This window comes from Brevundimonas sp. BH3 (genome assembly GCF_045345115.1).
Taxonomy (GTDB): Bacteria; Pseudomonadota; Alphaproteobacteria; order Caulobacterales; family Caulobacteraceae; genus Brevundimonas.
Genome location: NZ_CP150796.1, coordinates 1,607,834 through 1,624,415, shown reverse-complemented (window position 1 = coordinate 1,624,415; position 16,582 = coordinate 1,607,834). Strand labels below are relative to the sequence as shown.

Below are 16,582 nucleotides of genomic sequence, written 5' to 3'. Positions count from 1 at the left end.
GCACCTAGCCGTGATCGTCCGTACCCGGCTTGCATACGAAAATGACACTCGAGCGAAATTGGAATGACGATCGCTCAGAACACAGATCAATCATCACGAAAATGAAAAAGCCGGAGATCCGAGCGGACCTCCGGCCAAGTCGTAATGCTAAGGCGATAGGATCAGAAGCGTGCGGTCACGCTCAGCGAGAAGCTCTGGCCTAGTTCATAGGCATTCACGAGGATGCGACCATTCTGTTCCTGGAACTCCTCGAAGTCCGTGCCCAGAAGATTCCGCGCCTCAAAGGCCAGACCCATGTCCTGTCCCTTGATCGTGAAGTCCTTGCGGTACACGAAATCAAGGAAAGCCCCCGGTTCCTGAAGGTAATCAGGTTCGCGAGCACCGCCCGTACCAGCCCCGCGTGCAGTGATACGTTCGGAGACATAGTTCAGGATCAGCGTCGCCTGCGAACGGGCATTGTCGTCTTCCCAGCCCAGTTGCATGTTCGCGACATGCTCTGACTGGCCCTGCATGCGCACGCCGTCACGGATAAAGAACTTTGCCTGCTCCGGTACGCCAGCCCCGCCCAATGTCATGACAGTATCATCGTCACCGACACTGACCTCGCTGTCCGACCAGGTGTAGTTGGCCTGGATCAGCCAGCGCTTGTTGGCGATGAAGTCGCTATTGCTGGCGAACTCGTAATATTTCTTCGCTTCCAGCTCGATGCCCATGATGGTGGCTTCGGGCGCGTTCAGGAAGGATTGCTGGCGCTGGTTACCGACATCGACGATGACGGCCTCAACCGGCTTGTCCATCTTCTTGTAGAAGACGCCAGCGGTCACGAACTGCTGCGGTGCGAAATACCATTCCCAGCGGGCATCAAGGTTCAGGATCTCTGTATCGACCAGATACGGGTTACCGATAAAGATGCGGTCGCTTTCAGGGTCGGTATAGGTCTGGGGAGCCAACTCGCGGAACTGCGGACGGCCAATGGTCTTGGACACACCAAAACGTAGTTGCTGCTCTTCGACAAAATTCCACGTCGCTGTGAACGAAGGCAGCCAGTAATCTGCATTGTTCTCGGTCGCCTGATATGTGGGGCTACCGGCGAACAAGCTACGCGGGGTCACGCTTTGTTTGCCATCTTCGTAACGCACACCAAAGGTCGTGCGCAGGGTCGGCCAGAACTCGGCATCCACCATGGCATAGGCCGCGTTGGTCTTAAGGTCGGCATCATAGGCGCTGGCCCCGTTGCCACCAGCGATTTCGCGCAACTGCAAGGTGTTTGGATTGATATTATAATCCGAGAACAGATAATCCACGCGTGCCAGACGCTGGCTGTCGGTCAGGCCGTTGACGGCTTCGAACTGAAGATCATGGCGTTCTGCATTTCGGGTGTTATCCAGCGTGGCTGCACCAACCTTGATCGTCGCCTCGCGGCCCGCCTGCATTGGCACAGAATAGGCCAGATCAATACCGCCCGACAAAACTTCATCTTCAAGTTCCGAGAACGAGATCAAGTTGCCCTGCACGTTATGGATAAAACGACCATTGGCATCCACACCGTACTGGAAACGGGTTTCATACGGTGCGTCGCGGGTGGATTTGGCATAAGCCGCGCGCCAGTCCAGCTTCCAATTACCGCCGCCTAGATAGTGTTCGCCCGCCAGTTGAGTGGTGAACAGTTGGCGCTCGAACCATTCAGTATAGTCGTTGCGGATGATGCTGCCGCCAGCGTCAAAGTCCGGACCTGCTGCAGAGCGTGCTTCCTTAGTGGAGCTGCGGACGTACATATTCGTCCACTTCACCTCGTGGTTTTCGTTCGATAGCGACAGGCCACCCAAAAAGTTCAGGCGGATATCATTCTGGTTGGACTGCACAGTATAAGAAGAGCGCGGAACCAGACCGTCACCTTCAAACATGCCTTCCTGCTGTGTGGCTTCGCGTGCACGCCAGCTGTTGTCGTAACCGGCCGCGACGATCACCCCCAGATCGCCCAGCTTGTTCGGGCTTGTAAAACCACCCGAGATTTCGACACTGCTATCCACCGGCGTCTGCTGCATCTGCAAAAGGCGCAAAGGCGCATTGACCAGTGAGTGGCCCATAGCCTGAAGGGCTTGTGCCGAGTAGTTGGTGCGATTGATCTGCTTGCCTTCACGGAAAGCCAAAGCGATCTGGCCCGGCAATTTCCGAGTATCGTTATCAAATCCGGTCCAGTCGGTATCCGAACCATAGTAGACCAGATTGTCCTTGCCCGTCGTCTCGGTGTTACCGCCAATACCCACCTTTAGATCAAGGAAGGCTTCGGCAGGCGCTTCGACCGTGGACAGGTTGATTACACCGCCACCAAACTCTCCGGGAAAGTCTGGCGAGTACGATTTTTGAACCTGAACACCCTTTAGGACGCTGGCCGGAAACAGGTCCAACGGCACGACGCGCTGTAGAGGCTCGGGGCTCGGCAGCGGCGAACCGTTCAGAAGGGCCGAAGAATATCGCTCGCCAAGGCCGCGGACATATACGAAACGTCCTTCGACGATCGACAAGCCGGTAACGCGGGTCAGTGCGGCAGCAGCGGTTGAATCACCCGTACGTTGTAAATCTTCCTGCGTCAGGAAGGCGGCGACTTCGGCTGTAGCACGGTTTTGTTGCGGGATATTTCGTCCACGCACGATGATTTCAGCCACAGAAGTTGGGCTTTGGTCATCTGCTTCGGGAGCCAAGTCGGCCGCGGCAGAAGGCGTCTCAGAATAAACCGTTTGCGCGAAGACCGCGCCCGGCAGCATAACCGTTGCGCCAAGAGCAGAGGTCGCCAGCAGAACCCTGCCCAGTTTGAGCTTGTTCATTTTCATAAGTCTTGCCTTGCAGGGATAGAAGTTAAAGCCGGAAAGCGGCGAGGTTCCCCTCGCCGCTCCGTTCTCAGCTTTGCCGATCAGCACTTGGCGTCGGTCAGGCCGCAGGTCCAACCACGCCACCACGTGTCGTTCGCGTCCTTCACGGCACCGATATAGCTGGTGTCAGTGAAGAAGCTGTGGATGGTCGATGCCTTGTACGGCGTCACTGCAGTTTCGTTGGCCCCGTTGATGAAGCTCAGCACTTGATTGGTGATCGAAGCGCCCGACGGAGCCGTCAGGGTCGAACTTCCCTTGGCGACATTGTTGGTACCGGCAGTAAACACACCCGCAGAACGGGCCGCATTGTTCGCACGGTAAGAGATTTCACACGACATAAAGACCGAGTGGAATACCGGACCCGAAGTCGCGGTATCGGCATCGGCAATGTCTAGACAACCGGCTTTTGAACCGGCAACGCTGGTGAAGACCGAGTTGACGACGCTGGCCTTGGTGCCGGTGTCGAAATGCGCCACGGTGTGGGCATCGGTCGGCGAGTTACGGCCAACCATCGTCCAGTTGGCGATCTTCGGCTGCGAGATATAACGCGATGCCAGCGGGGTCGCTGCCGGTGCTGCCGAGAATTCGAAACCTGCCGAACGGCTGGTCGCATTCGGTGCGCGCTGGGTCACGATGCCGAACTGTGCGCCACCGCGCCAGCCAGTATCGGTATCAAATGCGTCATCATCCGCACCGGTAATGACAATGTGGCGCAGGTTCACATTACCACCAAAGATCTCGATACCGTCATCCGACGAGTTGTGCGACTGCACATATTCGATCGTTGTGCCCGAACCCACACCAGCAAGGGTCAGAGCCTGAAGCTCGTTACCGGTCGCGATTTCAAAACCCGAATAGCGGATCTGCACATAGCGCAGGCGGCCCGAATTATCGGCCGGAGTATTGCCACCATAGAAGGCGTCGGTGCCTTCAACCTGACCGGTGCAGGTGACCGGAGCCGTCAACTGGCAGCCTGCTTGCGGTGCGCGACCGGCGATCACGATACCGCCCCACTGACCGTGCGAATTCTCGCCGGTCGAACCTTCGATATTCTGGCGGCTGGTAAAGATGATCGGGTTGCTGGCCGTGCCCTCGGCGAAGATTTGCGAGCCACGGTTGATAATCAGATAGTCACCGCCTCCCGACGCAAACAGCTTCACACCCGCTTCAATGGTCAGGATACCTTGAGTTCCAATGGTCGAACCCGGGGCCAGCCCCATATCCACACCCACCGAAGTGCGGCCCGAAATCGAATAGATCGTACCCGCACGCAGCGGCACGGTCAGATTGTTATTAATCTGGCTCGGTAGCTGGCAAACACGCAGGCTATTATTGGCGATCGTACCGACATTCGAGAAACCGGTCGGGCAATCCGCTGCGGCTTGACCATTGCCGCCACCGCCGCCGGTGTCACCACCACCCGAACCGCCATTACCAAAGCCACCCTCGCCGGGCGATGCGACTTCGGCCGAGCCTCCGCAAGCAGCCAATGCCAAAGCGCTCGCTGCCACAGCGAGCATGGTCTTAAAGTTGGACGTCATGGTGTTCCACCGGATCATTTAAGCCAAGCAGCAGGACACAGGCACCCTCACGGTTCGTACCCCTCCTGCCTTGATGGCGAGGCTTAGTGGAACGTCAGATTATGACTTGCGCGGAGCAGTGAAGTTTCGGTGGCCCTTTTGTGGAACATAGTTTGGCCACGGACGAACGGTCACCAGTACGCTGCCGCACCCGCGCGCGAACAAACTTTCGCAAAAAATCTGAAAACAATAGGGGGCCAATACCCCTAAAACCCTGGCGCGCCCTGAAGGACTCGAACCTTCAACCGTCCGCTTAGAAGGCTATTCATTTTTCAACTAAAACAATCACTTAATTGTAAAACGCAGTCTCTCCCACATCAATGAATACAGTGGTTTAGAGCAGACGTGTAAAACTTCTGCTCCCGCCCTATTGCGGACGGTCGACCATAGCGCTCATAACGGCGGTGGGCGAAATCAGATCATAAGATGAGGGGGCAATGTTCGAAGATTGCGACATTAAAATCGACCGTGCGAAGGCACATACCGATGAGCTAGCGCGCTGGATCACGGAGCATCATGCGACACACCCCGCAGTCGTAGATGCCCGCTATGACGATAGCGGTCACTTGGCTCACCTAGGTGTCTCTGTGAAAGGGCTTCCCAGATTCGTGAGCGCCTTAATCGGAGACGCGGTCCATAATTTAAGAACAAGTTTAGACATCCTTGCTGTTCAACTTGTGAACAGCGTGAGTCCGGGCACCCGAAGCGTGCATTTTCCTTTCGCGACAAATGCCGACCAGCTCGAAGAGATGATCGTTTCTAAAAAGTTTGACCGGGCCGGGGCGGACGCGGTTGCACTGCTTCGCAAATGGCAGCCGTTCACAGGAGGAAATGCCGATCTAAGAGGGTTGCACGACCTCGACCTGCGCGACAAACATAATGCAATCATCCCGGTCGCCATGATGATCTCAACTCCAAAAGTCACCGCCGATACATCTGATTTTCATCTAGGCATCGTGCGGGTGAAGTTGGTCGACGGAAGCAACCCGGAGATTACAGAGGTCTTCCCTGAAGACACACCCTTCCCCGGTGAAGAGGTCGTCGGCACCCTAAGAAGGTTGCATGAGATGGCGACAGCTATCGTGGCGGACTTTCGCGCCATCCTGCCTGAATCTAGTCCTGATTAACGCATGGTCGTGGGCTCGTTATCGAGTTTCGCTAACCACCCAAACTGACATTCACCAAGCCTTCAGGCAGTGGATCATTTTACCCAGTCCAGACCCCATCGGGGTAAACAAAAGACCCTGAACTCAAACCACTGTGTTGTAATAGTTTTTAGTTATTGCGTTTCCGGTTTCGTTCTCGGGTTTTTGGGCCGTTTCTGGGGACTTTCAGGGGATTTACCCCCTGCCCTTTATAGCGGTGTACCCTGACGAAAAATCCTCACATAACTTTCATTCTCGGGCCCGTGCGATACGAGGTGTCGTCTTCAAGCATTTTGTGAAGAAGTTCGAAATCACCAGACTTGCTGCCAATGAAGCGTTCAGCATGCTTGATCTGAAGAGAATTCAGGCGGGTAACGTAAGGCGCTTCGATGCTCAAGGGATGACCTGTTTCAAGCGCCGCTATGAGTGGCTCTAAGATACTGATCTGAGAATTAAGATTTGCCTCAAGTTCCGGAGGTACTTTAATGGGTGTTACAGCTAAACATGACTGAGCACGTAAGTTGCCTAGATTTCTTTTTGCATCTCGGCGCTTCTCAATGAATTCTGATTTAATGGAAGGACACCAAAGTCCTAAAGTATATTGACTAGATAGCGGCAAGAAAATTTGAATCCCTACACACGAAAGCCCAATATTACTAAAGAAATTAGAGGGCCTATCGTTCCATAGAGATGCTGGATTGTCACCGATAATAAATTCTGAGCCCGGGGGTGATTTTAATAATATCATATCCTTTGACGCCATTATCGACGTGTATCCAGGCAATTCGCTTGTCATAGATTTAAAGGACATTAATTTCGCGTCATCGGAACTAACAATTAGTTCTTTAAAATCTGCAAACCCAGTTTTATCAGCTAAAACTATAGAAAGTTCCTTTGATGCTTCTTCAAATAATGTTCTATGATGCACTGTTCGGCAAAATTGCAATGCAATAAAACGAGATAAATTTACATGATCTTCTTTAGAAATATTATTTATAGATTCATTATCTAGTATTTTTGCAATAATAGGTGCAGCTCTGTCCTCAATAGAAGTGACATAGTTTTCTAATTCGATTAGCCCTCCCTCAACCGCCAGAGTATGGAAGTCCGTGATAACCATGGCATCCCTAACGTTGGATAAATATTCTTTATTAGTTTGCTTGTCGAATATTTTAATTTGATATTCGCCTTTCTTATTTTTATCAGCGAACCGTCTCAGAATTAGTTGCGGAACATAATGGTGTCTACGGGAAGAAGACTGTGAGGGGTTCGAAGCCATCGCTAAAATCCAAATTCATTAAATGGCGCAACATTTCCAACGCCTAGATATATCGTAGTTCGTTGGAAGCCTGGCGGGCTCGTTAGATGCTTTCGGTAAATACTGCAATGATCTGCAAGGATCATTGGGAGTCATCTTGTGCCGATCAAGCTTAGTCGGGCTTGTAATTTTCGTCTGTCTTAGAATGCAATGATTGCGACACATAAAGCCCGCGGGCGAGGCGGGGGGAAAAGCGCGGCGCTTGGGTTCAGGCGCAGACCGACGCTCTCGAGGGCCGTTTGACCGCCCTACCCCATGTGCCGACGCAGTAGCCGTGCCGCTTCCTCTTTCCATAGCGCCCTGAACCGCAGGATCGTCGCAGCGATGGGTGACCGTGCCACCTGAGAGCGACCGTGAAGCGCAACAGCCTCAGCCTCAAAGCGAGCGGCCTTGGCCACCATATCCTTCGCCGTCATAAGATTGTCAGCGCCTTGTCTGGTAGCGGTCGCTGCAACGATTTCGCGAACGCCCATTCCGCCCCCATCCACATCTCCAGCTCATCCGGCTCGGTCAGGATCACCGGCATAGCCTTGGGGTGAACTGACTTCACCGGCTCGCTGGGTTCAGTGGTCAGGAAAGCGAACAGGTCAGCAGTCACCTCGCCCTCCTTCAGCTTTCGCACGCTGGTCCATTGCGGCACCCAGATACCGGCGAAGAAGGCGGGCACTTCCGGATCGGCATCCTTCAGCCCAAACCACACCGGCTCATACTTGCCCTCGGCATTGCGCCCCGGTTCGCTGAAGGACGTGAACGGCACGAGACACCGGAACTGTGGGGTCAGCCAGCGCCGCCAGTGCGGGCTGGAGGTGTTGCGCACATTGGTCACGCCTTTGTCGGTCTTCTTACCCTCGAGGGCGAAGGCTGGCGACGGCAGGCCCCATCGCGCCGTGGTCAGGATGCGCTCGTCGCCCTCAATCCGCACGATGGGCGCGGCATAGTCCGGATAGATGCTGCCGGGCTCCAGATTACCCGCAGCATTACGCGCGGCTTTGGCCGCCTTCATGATGGCCTGTGGACCGGCCTTCTGGGCATACAGGTTGCACATCTAGGCCTCGGTAGCGGTCCAATTTCTTTGCCGATCTTTCCAAACCGCACGTTCTTCTATGCGTCTCTGTCGCGCCTGGATTAATTGGTCGCGCCAATTGGCACCGTCCAGCATTGCATCTGGATCCATTTTCTCAATCGCATTGGTTAGATCGGCGATTTCTTGATCAAGCTTGTCTATTTCCTCGCGTGACATAGTTGCGGTTCCTGCTCTGAGTATGTCGGAACCTCTCACGACAGAGCGCTGTTCTACAAGTGCAGAGGCGGCTGTAGGAGCAGTGGCCCGCCAATTTGCGCTGCTCAATCATCTCGCGACCACGGTCGGCACCTCGTCCAGCCGCGTTGTCCAGCGCGGGCTGCGAAGGTCTTGCTTCAATGACCAGGGCCGCTGATAGGTCACGCCCGCCGGTGCCAGCATATTGCGGCCGTACCGCATATTCACCGCATCCATAGCTCGCATCAACTCGGCCCGACGCGGGTCCGGCGTGTGCCACAGGTCCGGCACTGCGTCCGCCGGATCGATCAACCCCTCCAGCATTACGCCCGCCTTGGCATAGATGAACCCGTCCGCCCACAGACGCCGCGCCACGCGGCCCGCAGCAGCGGCCAGCGCCATGCTGTCATTCGTCGCCACCGGAAAATGCTCGATGCCAGACACCGATCGCTGCGGCGCGTTGCGGTGCCGCGACGTGAAATAGAACACTTGGATGTGTGGTGCCGCCCGCCCGTTGCGGCGTAGCTTCTCGCCCGCGCGCACAGCATGGGTCCGCACGGCCTCTTCCATCTCGGCCAGCGTCGTCACCGGCCTTCCGAACGAGCGCGTCACCGCTATGCCCTTCTTGGCCGGTGCCGATACCTCCAGCGCCGAACAATGGATGCCCGACATCTCCAGCACGATCCGCTCGCCGGTCACGCTCAATATCTGCCGCGCCGACTTGGGTGGCATGGCCGCCAGCTGGGCCGCATTGCGCACGCCGTGCGCCGCCAGCCGCGCCGACAGCGCCCGCCCGATGCCCCACACGTCCTCGATGTTCAGCGTGGCCAGCAGCGCCGCCCGTCGCTCCGGATCGGTCAGGTCACACACCCCGCCCAGCTCGGCCCGCTTCTTGGCCAGATGGTTCGCCGCCTTGGCCAGCACACGCGTCGGCCCCAGCCCCACACAGGTCGGGATGCCGGTCCATTTCAGCACGGTATCGCGCATCAGCCGCGCATGGGCCTCGGGGTCGGGCGAGCGCGACAGATCGAGAAAGCTCTCGTCGATCGAATAGACTTCGACCTCGTCCGCAAACTGCTCATAGACGGCATTCACGCGGCGGCTCATATCGCCATACAGCGCATAGTTCGAAGACCGAACCTTGCCGCCCGCTTTCAGATAACTGTCACGGATCTCGAACCACGGCACGCCCATGGGAATGCCCATGGCCTTCGCCTCGGGCGTCCGCGCCACGACGCACCCGTCATTGTTGGACAGGACGACGACCGGCTTGCCGATCAGGCTGGGATCAAACACCCGCTCACAGCTGCAATAGAAGCTATTCCCGTCCGACAGCGCATAGACCCGGTTCACGACAGCTTCCGATGCTGGGTCAGCGACCATGTGACCACGCCCCAGACAATGGCCTCGCTGGCTTCATCCAGCTGCAGATGGCCCATAGCCTTGTTGGCGAAATCCAGCACCAGCCGCCCTGCCCGCCGCTTCACAACCTTCAGGCTGGGCTGACCGTCGATGATGGCGACCACAACATCGCCCACCTTCACCGTCAGGCTGCGGTCCACAACCACAAAATCCCCGTCCAGAATGCCCCTCTCGATCATTGAGCACCCCGTCACCCGCCACAGGAAGGTGCTGACCGGATTGGTGATGATCAGGCGCGAAGGATCCAGCGCCTCCTCGATATAGTCATCGGCCGGCGACGGAAATCCGGCACAAACCTTGGCACCCATCATCGGCACCAGACATGCGGGATCGAGCGCCTTCAGCAGTATCGCGCCGCGTAACATCATCTCCACGATGCATCTCCTTTCGCACCTCCTAAGAGCGAAAAGGATCAGGGCGCAAGAAAATTGTTCTCTTTTTGTTCATGTTGTTGGCAGCGAGAATGTAAAATTACGCGAAGATGGCAAGGCGAAGCTTAATCTAAAAGCGCCGTCTGTATTTGAAAATATTTCGCAGATTTAATGTATTAAGAATTTAAATTCCATTATTTATCCAGTCTCTCCTTGAAAATGTAAAATTAATACCCATTTCAGTTTGGTCAAAAGGAAAATGAAAATGACCAACAACCCGCAAAACCAAAACCAAAATCAAAATACCAAGTCGGCCAAGAGCGAAAACGAAGGCAAACAACCTGACGTTCTCGTAACGCCGAAGTCTACCGACCGTAATGCAACTACGGCGCAAAAGGGCAAGGATCCTCGCGAGGATTCCGCTACACGCGCTTAACGGCGTTGGGTGACGAATAGGGAAGGTCCCTGCCCTCCGCAGGGCTGACACTATAAGTCGCCTTTACCGTGTGTGTGCCGTGCCTTTGTCGATCCCTTTCAGGAAAAATCGCTATGTCACGACACACACTTGTAAATGAATCCCGGCACGCAGCGTTGAAAGCGGCCAGAGCAAAAGCCGAGCTTTATGCGCCACACCCTACTGGAGGCTACTTCATATCGGGGCTGTGCGGCGCAACCATCGGGTTATTAGGCAGCCATATCGCTGCGCTCTTTTACAGCTTGCCCCAGACTGTCGCATTAGGTGCGGGGGTCGTTTCTACGACTTCAGGCACGCTTGCTGGCCTCTACATCTATCGACGTGCCCGGCATCGCAACCGCAAGGCAATCGCGCGGGAGATGGCCCGAAATCGACACCTCTTTGAAAGCAATTGATAATCACAATGCCTCTTCCAGACAGGCGCTTCCTAAAGCCCTTTAACAGACATATCCTCTATAGACCCGCACCGCTGCACGTGATTGTGAATGCCATATCGAAATGGCGTAAAGTCACGCAAACTCGGCTTGTTCTAGATGGCAATACGCCGTGCGTTCGAAAAGACGCGTCCAAGGATCGCTGGGAAAACGAAGGCGGCAGCTTCCATCAAACCTGAATGGAGCCGGACCATTAAACCGGCACGATCATAGAATGCGGCACTGCTCTTTGCAGCATTGCCGCAGCTGGCCACGGTGCGCTCAGCCAAGTCTCATATTCTTGCATCGTCGTCAGAATGGCCGGTATAGCCCTCGGGGTTTCCTGAACGGATTGGCTTGGGTCAGTCGTTAGGATCGCAAACAGATTCAGCACCTGTCGCCCGGATTTGCTATCACGGACACCTTCCCACCCTTTCATATGAAAACCGGCGAAAAACCCGATCTTTTCGTGCCCCTCGCTCGCCAGGCGCAGCCAGATATCGGTATATTTCCCATCCGGCTTTCTTGATGGCTTGCAGAAGGCTGTAAATGGCACAAGGCACCGATGTTCGGGCTCCAGCCATTTTTCCCAATTCTGCCCCATAGTGTTTTGGATGGTCATAACGCCCCGATCGGGCTCACACCGCCTGATTTCGGCAAAATTCAAAGACCGGTTTTTGACCCGCAGCTTCTCCATTGTACGCGATGCTGCATGAAACATGGCATTGGACGAAGACGGCATCCCCCACCGTGCAATAGACAGCACGCGTGATCCCGCTTCGGTTCGCACAATCATGGCAGACCCATCCCGCCCGATTTCACCTGTCCCCAGTCTGCCCGCCAGATTGCTCGTGGCGTTGCATAACTTCATGATCGTCTGGGCATCCGATGTCTGGCGATACAGATTGACCATATCAATCGCATAACACGGTTATAGGAGTACGAGACTTCACGTTTACGTTGTGCTTAGGCCGCTTCACTACCCACAGGTTCCATATTGCCTCGACCCAGCATTTCTGCGGGCAACCACAAACTGGTAAGTTTTGAAAGGCGGCTCCGATTTAATGGAGCCGCCATTATGTCGTTAGCAGCCGGTGATAATTACCTCACGCGCCGCCTGCGCCCCCTTACCGGCAATGCCATAATGGGTGCCGACCGCCTCGATGTCGAATGCGGCAAAGATCTCGCGCACCTCTGGCCTGTCGTTCAGCGACAGAATGAACCGCCCCTTCAGGGCCGCCAGCTGCTCGGCCATGCGGGTGAACTGCTCGCGCCCGAACCCGTCGCCGTAATCGCGCTCGCACCCGAAATAGGGCGGGTCCAGATAGAACAGCGCCCCTTCCCGATCATAGCGGGCGATAAAGGCCGACCAGTCCAGGTTCTCGATCGTCACGTCTTCCAGACGCCGTCCCGCCGCCAACAGGTCAGCGGTCACTTGACTGGACCGATACCGCGCCTTTCCATCCTTGTTCACGCCGAAAGCCTGACCCGTCACCTTACCGCCGAAAGCCATCTTCTGCAGCTGGATGAACCGCGCCGCCCGCTGAAGGTCCGTCATCATCGATGTGTCCGCCCGCTTCAGCTGGTCAAAATCCGCCCGACACGAAAACGTCCACGCTGTCAGATCGGCCAGCGGCCCGGCATGCGCCCGCATACAGCGGAACAGGTTCACCAGTTCGCCCGACCAGTCATTCACAATTTCACACTTGGGGCGACTGCGACGACGGAAAAACACCCCGCCCATGCCGACAAACGGCTCGGCATACAGATCATGCGGCGTGGCCTCGATCATGGCGCACAGGCGTCGGGCCAGCCCGCGCTTGCCACCTATCCACGGCGCAATCGGGCGAACAGGGGCGACAGGACTACAAGACGTTGAAAACATACGCGACTCAACAATAGGTGGCCCCGCTGTTCGAACAGTGGCGGGGCAAAACGGGGATCATGATCCCCCTATGTGCTGAGTTCCGGCTCGGCGGCTTGGGTGCTCGAACACCCCGGCCCCCGCCTTAACGGCAAAGACCGCGCCCTATGTCTCAGGCCGCCGTCACCAGTTCCAGTTTGCGTTGTTGTTTGGGCGGAAATACTGCGCCCTTTTCAAGGAAGCCTTTGGAAATGCATGATCAATTCATTCAAAAGCGGCGCGAAGAATTAGTTTCTAATATCCAAAATTACAGCCTCGTGCCTAGCTCCATATCTAGTCGAGAACAGTTTGCATCTTATTGGAGTGAACTTATTTCGATTGAAGCTTTGGAAGCTCAGGCACGCCTTGCTCGCTCTCAGGAGCAGTTGGCTCTCTCTCAAGATGCAGCAACAGACGCCCAGATGGCGGAAACTGAACGCCAAAATCAAATTAGAGGTCGTAGCGACGAACAGTCCTATTGGTTTCGACGCTTCCTCACATCGCTTACTGTCGCCCATGGCGTTGGCTTGGTAACATGCCTCACCGCATTAATGCGGACACCAGCGCCTCAAGTCGCTGCCTACTCAGCGTTTGGTATCGTGGCAACATTTGCCATTGGCCTCACCCTTATGGGTATCTTACCACTTTCAATGGCGCGCATAGATCCGCGTCATCCAGATGAGAAGAAGGATAAGAACCGCCTCTCTACAGCCAACTGGATTTCAGGAGTATGTGCTTTCCTTCTCGCGCTGGGCATTATCGGCGTCAGCAAGGTTGCTTTCGATACTTTTCAGTACAACCGTACTGCAAAAACTACGATATCAGCGCCCGTTCCCGAAACCGCACTACCTCACCCCCCAGCCAGTCATTGATCGCCAAGAACCGCTGCTGCAGCGGCTGGATCTCGTTTCGGTAAAACACGGCGTCGGCCTTCTCGACATCGCCAAACCCGCCCGCATTGGCCGGCACAACGCCCAGCAACTGGGGCGGCACACGGTGGGCGGCAAGAATGTCATCTCGAGTGGTGTTCTTCACCCCGATGAACTCGTCCTTAGCCGCCGCTTCGCCGGGGTGCAGCAGCTGGATGCTGTCCTTTTTCCCGTTGGGAAGATGGACAAACATGGACCTGAAATTTCCCACGCCCTTGGTGTTCTTCATCGCCTGACGCAGGGCATCGGCATCGCCTTCGGTCAGGCCGCCCTCGCCCACATACATGATGAAACCGGCATGGGCGCCGTTGATGTAATAGCGGCGGCGGAACAGGGTCGCGCCTTCGTTCAGGAAGGCCGACTGCAGGGCCGATAGATATTCCGGCACCCCATAGATTTCCTGATCCAGCCACGGCTGGATGCCCTGAAACACCGCCCCCGGCTTGAACCAGTGTTCCTTGTTCCAGCCTGACAGGAACACAAACTGCCCGTCCTCGACCCCGCGCCGCGTATAGCGCGCCATGCTACGCTTCAGCTTCATCGGGCGGCCCAGACGGTTATCGACCCGCTCGACATAGAAGTTCGCCAGCACCAGATGATCCAGCACGATCCCCTCAAACGTGGTCCGATCCAGCATCGCGTGCGGAATGAAGTCGCGCAGCAGCTGGTTCACCTTCACCCGAAAGGCGCTGCTGTGGTGCGACGTGGCATTGCCCGCCTTGGACAACACATCCATCGGCAAGGGCGGCTGATAATAGCGGCCGCCCTGCCCCTGTATTTCCCAGCAATCCAGCCCTTCCATCAGCTCGCGACGGTTCAGCACCGGCTCGGCATCACCCAGCGCGAACGCCATCGGGCTGGCGGTCTTGGCAACATCGGCCGGAACTGTTGCGGCATCAGTCATCGCCGTAAATCTCCACAGTGGAAGTCTGCCCGCCCTCGGCTCCGATGGCGGCTTGAATGGGTTCGTTGAACAGGGCCTGCAACAGCGCCCATGCCAGATCGGCGTGGCCTGCGGTCTTGGTGCGACCGGCCTCGTATGTGACCTTGCGGCCCGATGCCGTGGTGGTGCGCCGGATCGACATCAGCGCGCCGGCCAGATCCTTCATCTCGGCATCGAACTCCAGACGCCCCTTCAGGATCACATCCAGCGCCTTGTAGACCATCTGGGTCTTCAGGAAGGCGTCGTACTGGTGGCCCGTCACGGTCGGGAAGAAGGTCTGCACCAGCTGGAACACCGCATCACCGATGCCGGTCTTGTCGATATCGATCTTGGTGACGCGATACCGCTTGGTATATTTGCGGATCACCTCGGCCTGCTCATCGAACCGGCTGCCCTTGAACTGTTTGCGTTCCAGCACGCGGAACTTGCCACCGGGCTTGGTGGGCGGAGCCAGAACAATCAGGCCCGCCGCATCGGCATTCTCGCCATCGCCGTTCGGGTCATAGGACAGCCAGACCTCACCCTGATAAGGCCGTCCGGCCCCCAGAATGATGCGAGCGATATCGACATCGTGCCAGTCGTCGCGCGGGTCCACCATGCACGGGGCCAGCATCGCCATCGGAAACACCGACAGGGTGTCATCGACAAAGCCGCACATCAGCAGGTTGTCGAACTCCGGCGGCGAATATTCGTCGCGCAGCTCGTCCAGATCGAACAGGTCACAACCCAGACGGTCGGCGTCCTCGATCGTCACCATGTGACGCCAGACCTTGTCCGGCCCGATCAGTCCCTCGTGGTGCAGTGCCGCCCACGAAACATCCAGTTCCTGCCGCTTGTCCTTGGGCCTGCGCCGGTTCCACTCCTCGCCGGTCCAGAACTTATAGGCCTCGTGCGTGACCGATGACGGCGTCGAAAAATAGGTCTTCCGGTACCGCTTCTGCATGGCCATGCCGCTGGCCACCTTCTTCAGGGTGTCGAAACCGAACACCCAGAAGAACTCGTCAAAATAGAAGTCCCCGTGATAGCCCTGCGCCGTGCGCGCATTGGTTCCGAGGAAGATCAGCTCCGGCTGATCCAGCGGCTTGCCGTCCTCGTCCTCGCCACGGTCGATGACAATCGGATCGCCCGACAGCTCGACCCCGATCTCCTTCATCACAAAAGCGCGGATATAGCCTTTGAAGACGTGCGCCTGGCTCTTGGACGCCGACAGGAATATCTGGTTCTTGCCCGTCTCAAGCGCAACGATCAGGGCTTCCAGCGCAAAATAATAGGTCGCCCCGATCTGGCGCGATTTCAGGATGGCGCGGTTACGCAGCTCACGCTTGGACCACCACAGCTCCTGATAACCGAACAGCTGCTTCAGCAGCGCGTCCTTCAGGATTTGCACCTGATCAGGCGTGATCCGGTTGCGCGCCGGCTTCTTCTTAGGATTGGCGTTGCGATTGCCGACCTTGGGGTTCAGATCGCCTTCATGGCCGTCTGGCTGCTGATAACGGCGGATGCGCGCAAACCGCTCGGCCTGCCGTGCCAGCAGGTCGATTTCCTTGAAGTCCAGACCCGTCTTCTGGGCCTTCATGGTCAGGGCGACGTAACGCGTCTCGGTGACCCCGGCCATCTTCGTCAGGAAGTCGGCCTCTTCCCACTTCTCGCGCGATTTCCAGCTGGCCACCGTGCCTTCAGGCAGGTTCAACAACTGCGCGATGTCGGTCAGCCGCCACTTTGCCCAGTACAAGTACTTGGCCGCCTGCCGCTCATCCAGCATTGCGGCGACCGGAAACCCGAACCCGTCGCAAGACGACAGGACGGCCCCCAGATCGTCCGACGATCCCGGTTTGGGTAAATCCTTCTTGCTTGGCCTTTGTCTCATGGAGCGGACGCTAGCCGCGCTGCCTCATCACCTTCACCGGCTGCTGTTGTGCCGGGTGGAGCTGACAACAACGGCACCTTGAGAACTG

Annotated in this window: 14 protein-coding genes; 3 read left to right on the top strand and 11 right to left on the bottom strand. The window is 56.6% G+C overall.

Annotated features, from left to right (window positions below):
• Positions 1-161 precede the first annotated feature (161 nt).
• Positions 162-2,825 (bottom strand): TonB-dependent receptor domain-containing protein, encoded by a 2,664-nt coding sequence (locus tag WEU32_RS07830; protein WP_406851514.1) that lies wholly within the window; start codon positions 2,823-2,825, stop codon positions 162-164.
• An 86-nt stretch (positions 2,826-2,911) separates the two neighbouring features.
• Positions 2,912-4,411, bottom strand: coding sequence for a hypothetical protein (locus WEU32_RS07825; protein WP_406851513.1), 1,500 nt, complete (start codon positions 4,409-4,411; stop codon positions 2,912-2,914).
• Positions 4,412-4,887: 476 nt separating this feature from the next.
• Between WEU32_RS07825 and WEU32_RS07820 the strand changes: the two genes are divergently transcribed.
• Positions 4,888-5,577: a hypothetical protein gene (locus WEU32_RS07820; protein WP_406851512.1), complete on the top strand. Its 690-nt coding sequence runs from the start codon at positions 4,888-4,890 to the stop codon at positions 5,575-5,577.
• Between the two features lie 256 nt (positions 5,578-5,833).
• Here WEU32_RS07820 and WEU32_RS07815 read toward each other — a convergent pair whose 3' ends face one another.
• The 5 genes from WEU32_RS07815 to WEU32_RS07795 all read right to left on the bottom strand — a co-directional run bounded on the left by WEU32_RS07815 (position 5,834) and on the right by WEU32_RS07795 (position 9,961).
• The gene (locus WEU32_RS07815; protein ID WP_406851511.1) at positions 5,834-6,874 is read right to left on the bottom strand and encodes a DUF4238 domain-containing protein; all 1,041 of its coding nucleotides are present in this window, start codon (positions 6,872-6,874) and stop codon (positions 5,834-5,836) included.
• A 451-nt stretch (positions 6,875-7,325) separates the two neighbouring features.
• Positions 7,326-7,958 carry an SOS response-associated peptidase gene (locus WEU32_RS07810; protein ID WP_406851510.1) on the bottom strand — a complete coding sequence of 211 codons (633 nt, stop codon included), beginning with the start codon at positions 7,956-7,958 and terminating at the stop codon, positions 7,326-7,328.
• The gene (locus tag WEU32_RS07805; protein WP_406851509.1) at positions 7,959-8,153 is read right to left on the bottom strand and encodes a hypothetical protein; all 195 of its coding nucleotides are present in this window, start codon (positions 8,151-8,153) and stop codon (positions 7,959-7,961) included.
• A 108-nt stretch (positions 8,154-8,261) separates the two neighbouring features.
• Positions 8,262-9,554: a Y-family DNA polymerase gene (locus WEU32_RS07800; protein ID WP_406851508.1), complete on the bottom strand. Its 1,293-nt coding sequence runs from the start codon at positions 9,552-9,554 to the stop codon at positions 8,262-8,264.
• Positions 9,521-9,961, bottom strand: a complete 441-nt coding sequence (locus WEU32_RS07795; RefSeq protein ID WP_406853412.1) for a LexA family protein — start codon at positions 9,959-9,961, stop codon at positions 9,521-9,523. The genes WEU32_RS07800 and WEU32_RS07795 overlap by 34 nt, the downstream gene beginning before the upstream one ends.
• Positions 9,962-10,229: 268 nt before the next feature.
• On the opposite strand from WEU32_RS07795, the gene WEU32_RS07790 reads away from it, so the two are divergent.
• Entirely contained in the window at positions 10,230-10,400 is a 171-nt protein-coding gene (locus WEU32_RS07790) for a hypothetical protein (RefSeq protein ID WP_406851507.1), read from the top strand.
• A 666-nt stretch (positions 10,401-11,066) separates the two neighbouring features.
• On the opposite strand, the gene WEU32_RS07785 is transcribed toward WEU32_RS07790, so the two are convergent.
• Both WEU32_RS07785 and WEU32_RS07780 read right to left on the bottom strand, forming a co-directional pair.
• Complete coding sequence (locus tag WEU32_RS07785; RefSeq protein ID WP_406851506.1) at positions 11,067-11,765, bottom strand: SOS response-associated peptidase family protein; 699 nt, start codon at positions 11,763-11,765, stop codon at positions 11,067-11,069.
• A 171-nt stretch (positions 11,766-11,936) separates the two neighbouring features.
• Positions 11,937-12,737 carry a DNA adenine methylase gene (locus WEU32_RS07780; RefSeq protein WP_406851505.1) on the bottom strand — a complete coding sequence of 267 codons (801 nt, stop codon included), beginning with the start codon at positions 12,735-12,737 and terminating at the stop codon, positions 11,937-11,939.
• Positions 12,738-12,883: 146 nt separating this feature from the next.
• Here WEU32_RS07780 and WEU32_RS07775 point away from each other — a divergent pair, with 146 nt between their 5' ends.
• Positions 12,884-13,627 (top strand): hypothetical protein, encoded by a 744-nt coding sequence (locus WEU32_RS07775; RefSeq protein ID WP_406851504.1) that lies wholly within the window; start codon positions 12,884-12,886, stop codon positions 13,625-13,627.
• Here WEU32_RS07775 and WEU32_RS07770 read toward each other — a convergent pair.
• Positions 13,569-14,588 carry a phage portal protein gene (locus tag WEU32_RS07770; protein WP_406851503.1) on the bottom strand — a complete coding sequence of 340 codons (1,020 nt, stop codon included), beginning with the start codon at positions 14,586-14,588 and terminating at the stop codon, positions 13,569-13,571. The two genes, WEU32_RS07775 and WEU32_RS07770, sit on opposite strands and share 59 nt — an antisense overlap.
• A complete protein-coding gene (locus tag WEU32_RS07765) occupies positions 14,581-16,494 on the bottom strand; it encodes a terminase large subunit domain-containing protein (protein WP_406851502.1) in 1,914 nt (637 codons plus the stop codon). The genes WEU32_RS07770 and WEU32_RS07765 overlap by 8 nt, the downstream gene beginning before the upstream one ends.
• Positions 16,495-16,582 lie beyond the last annotated feature (88 nt).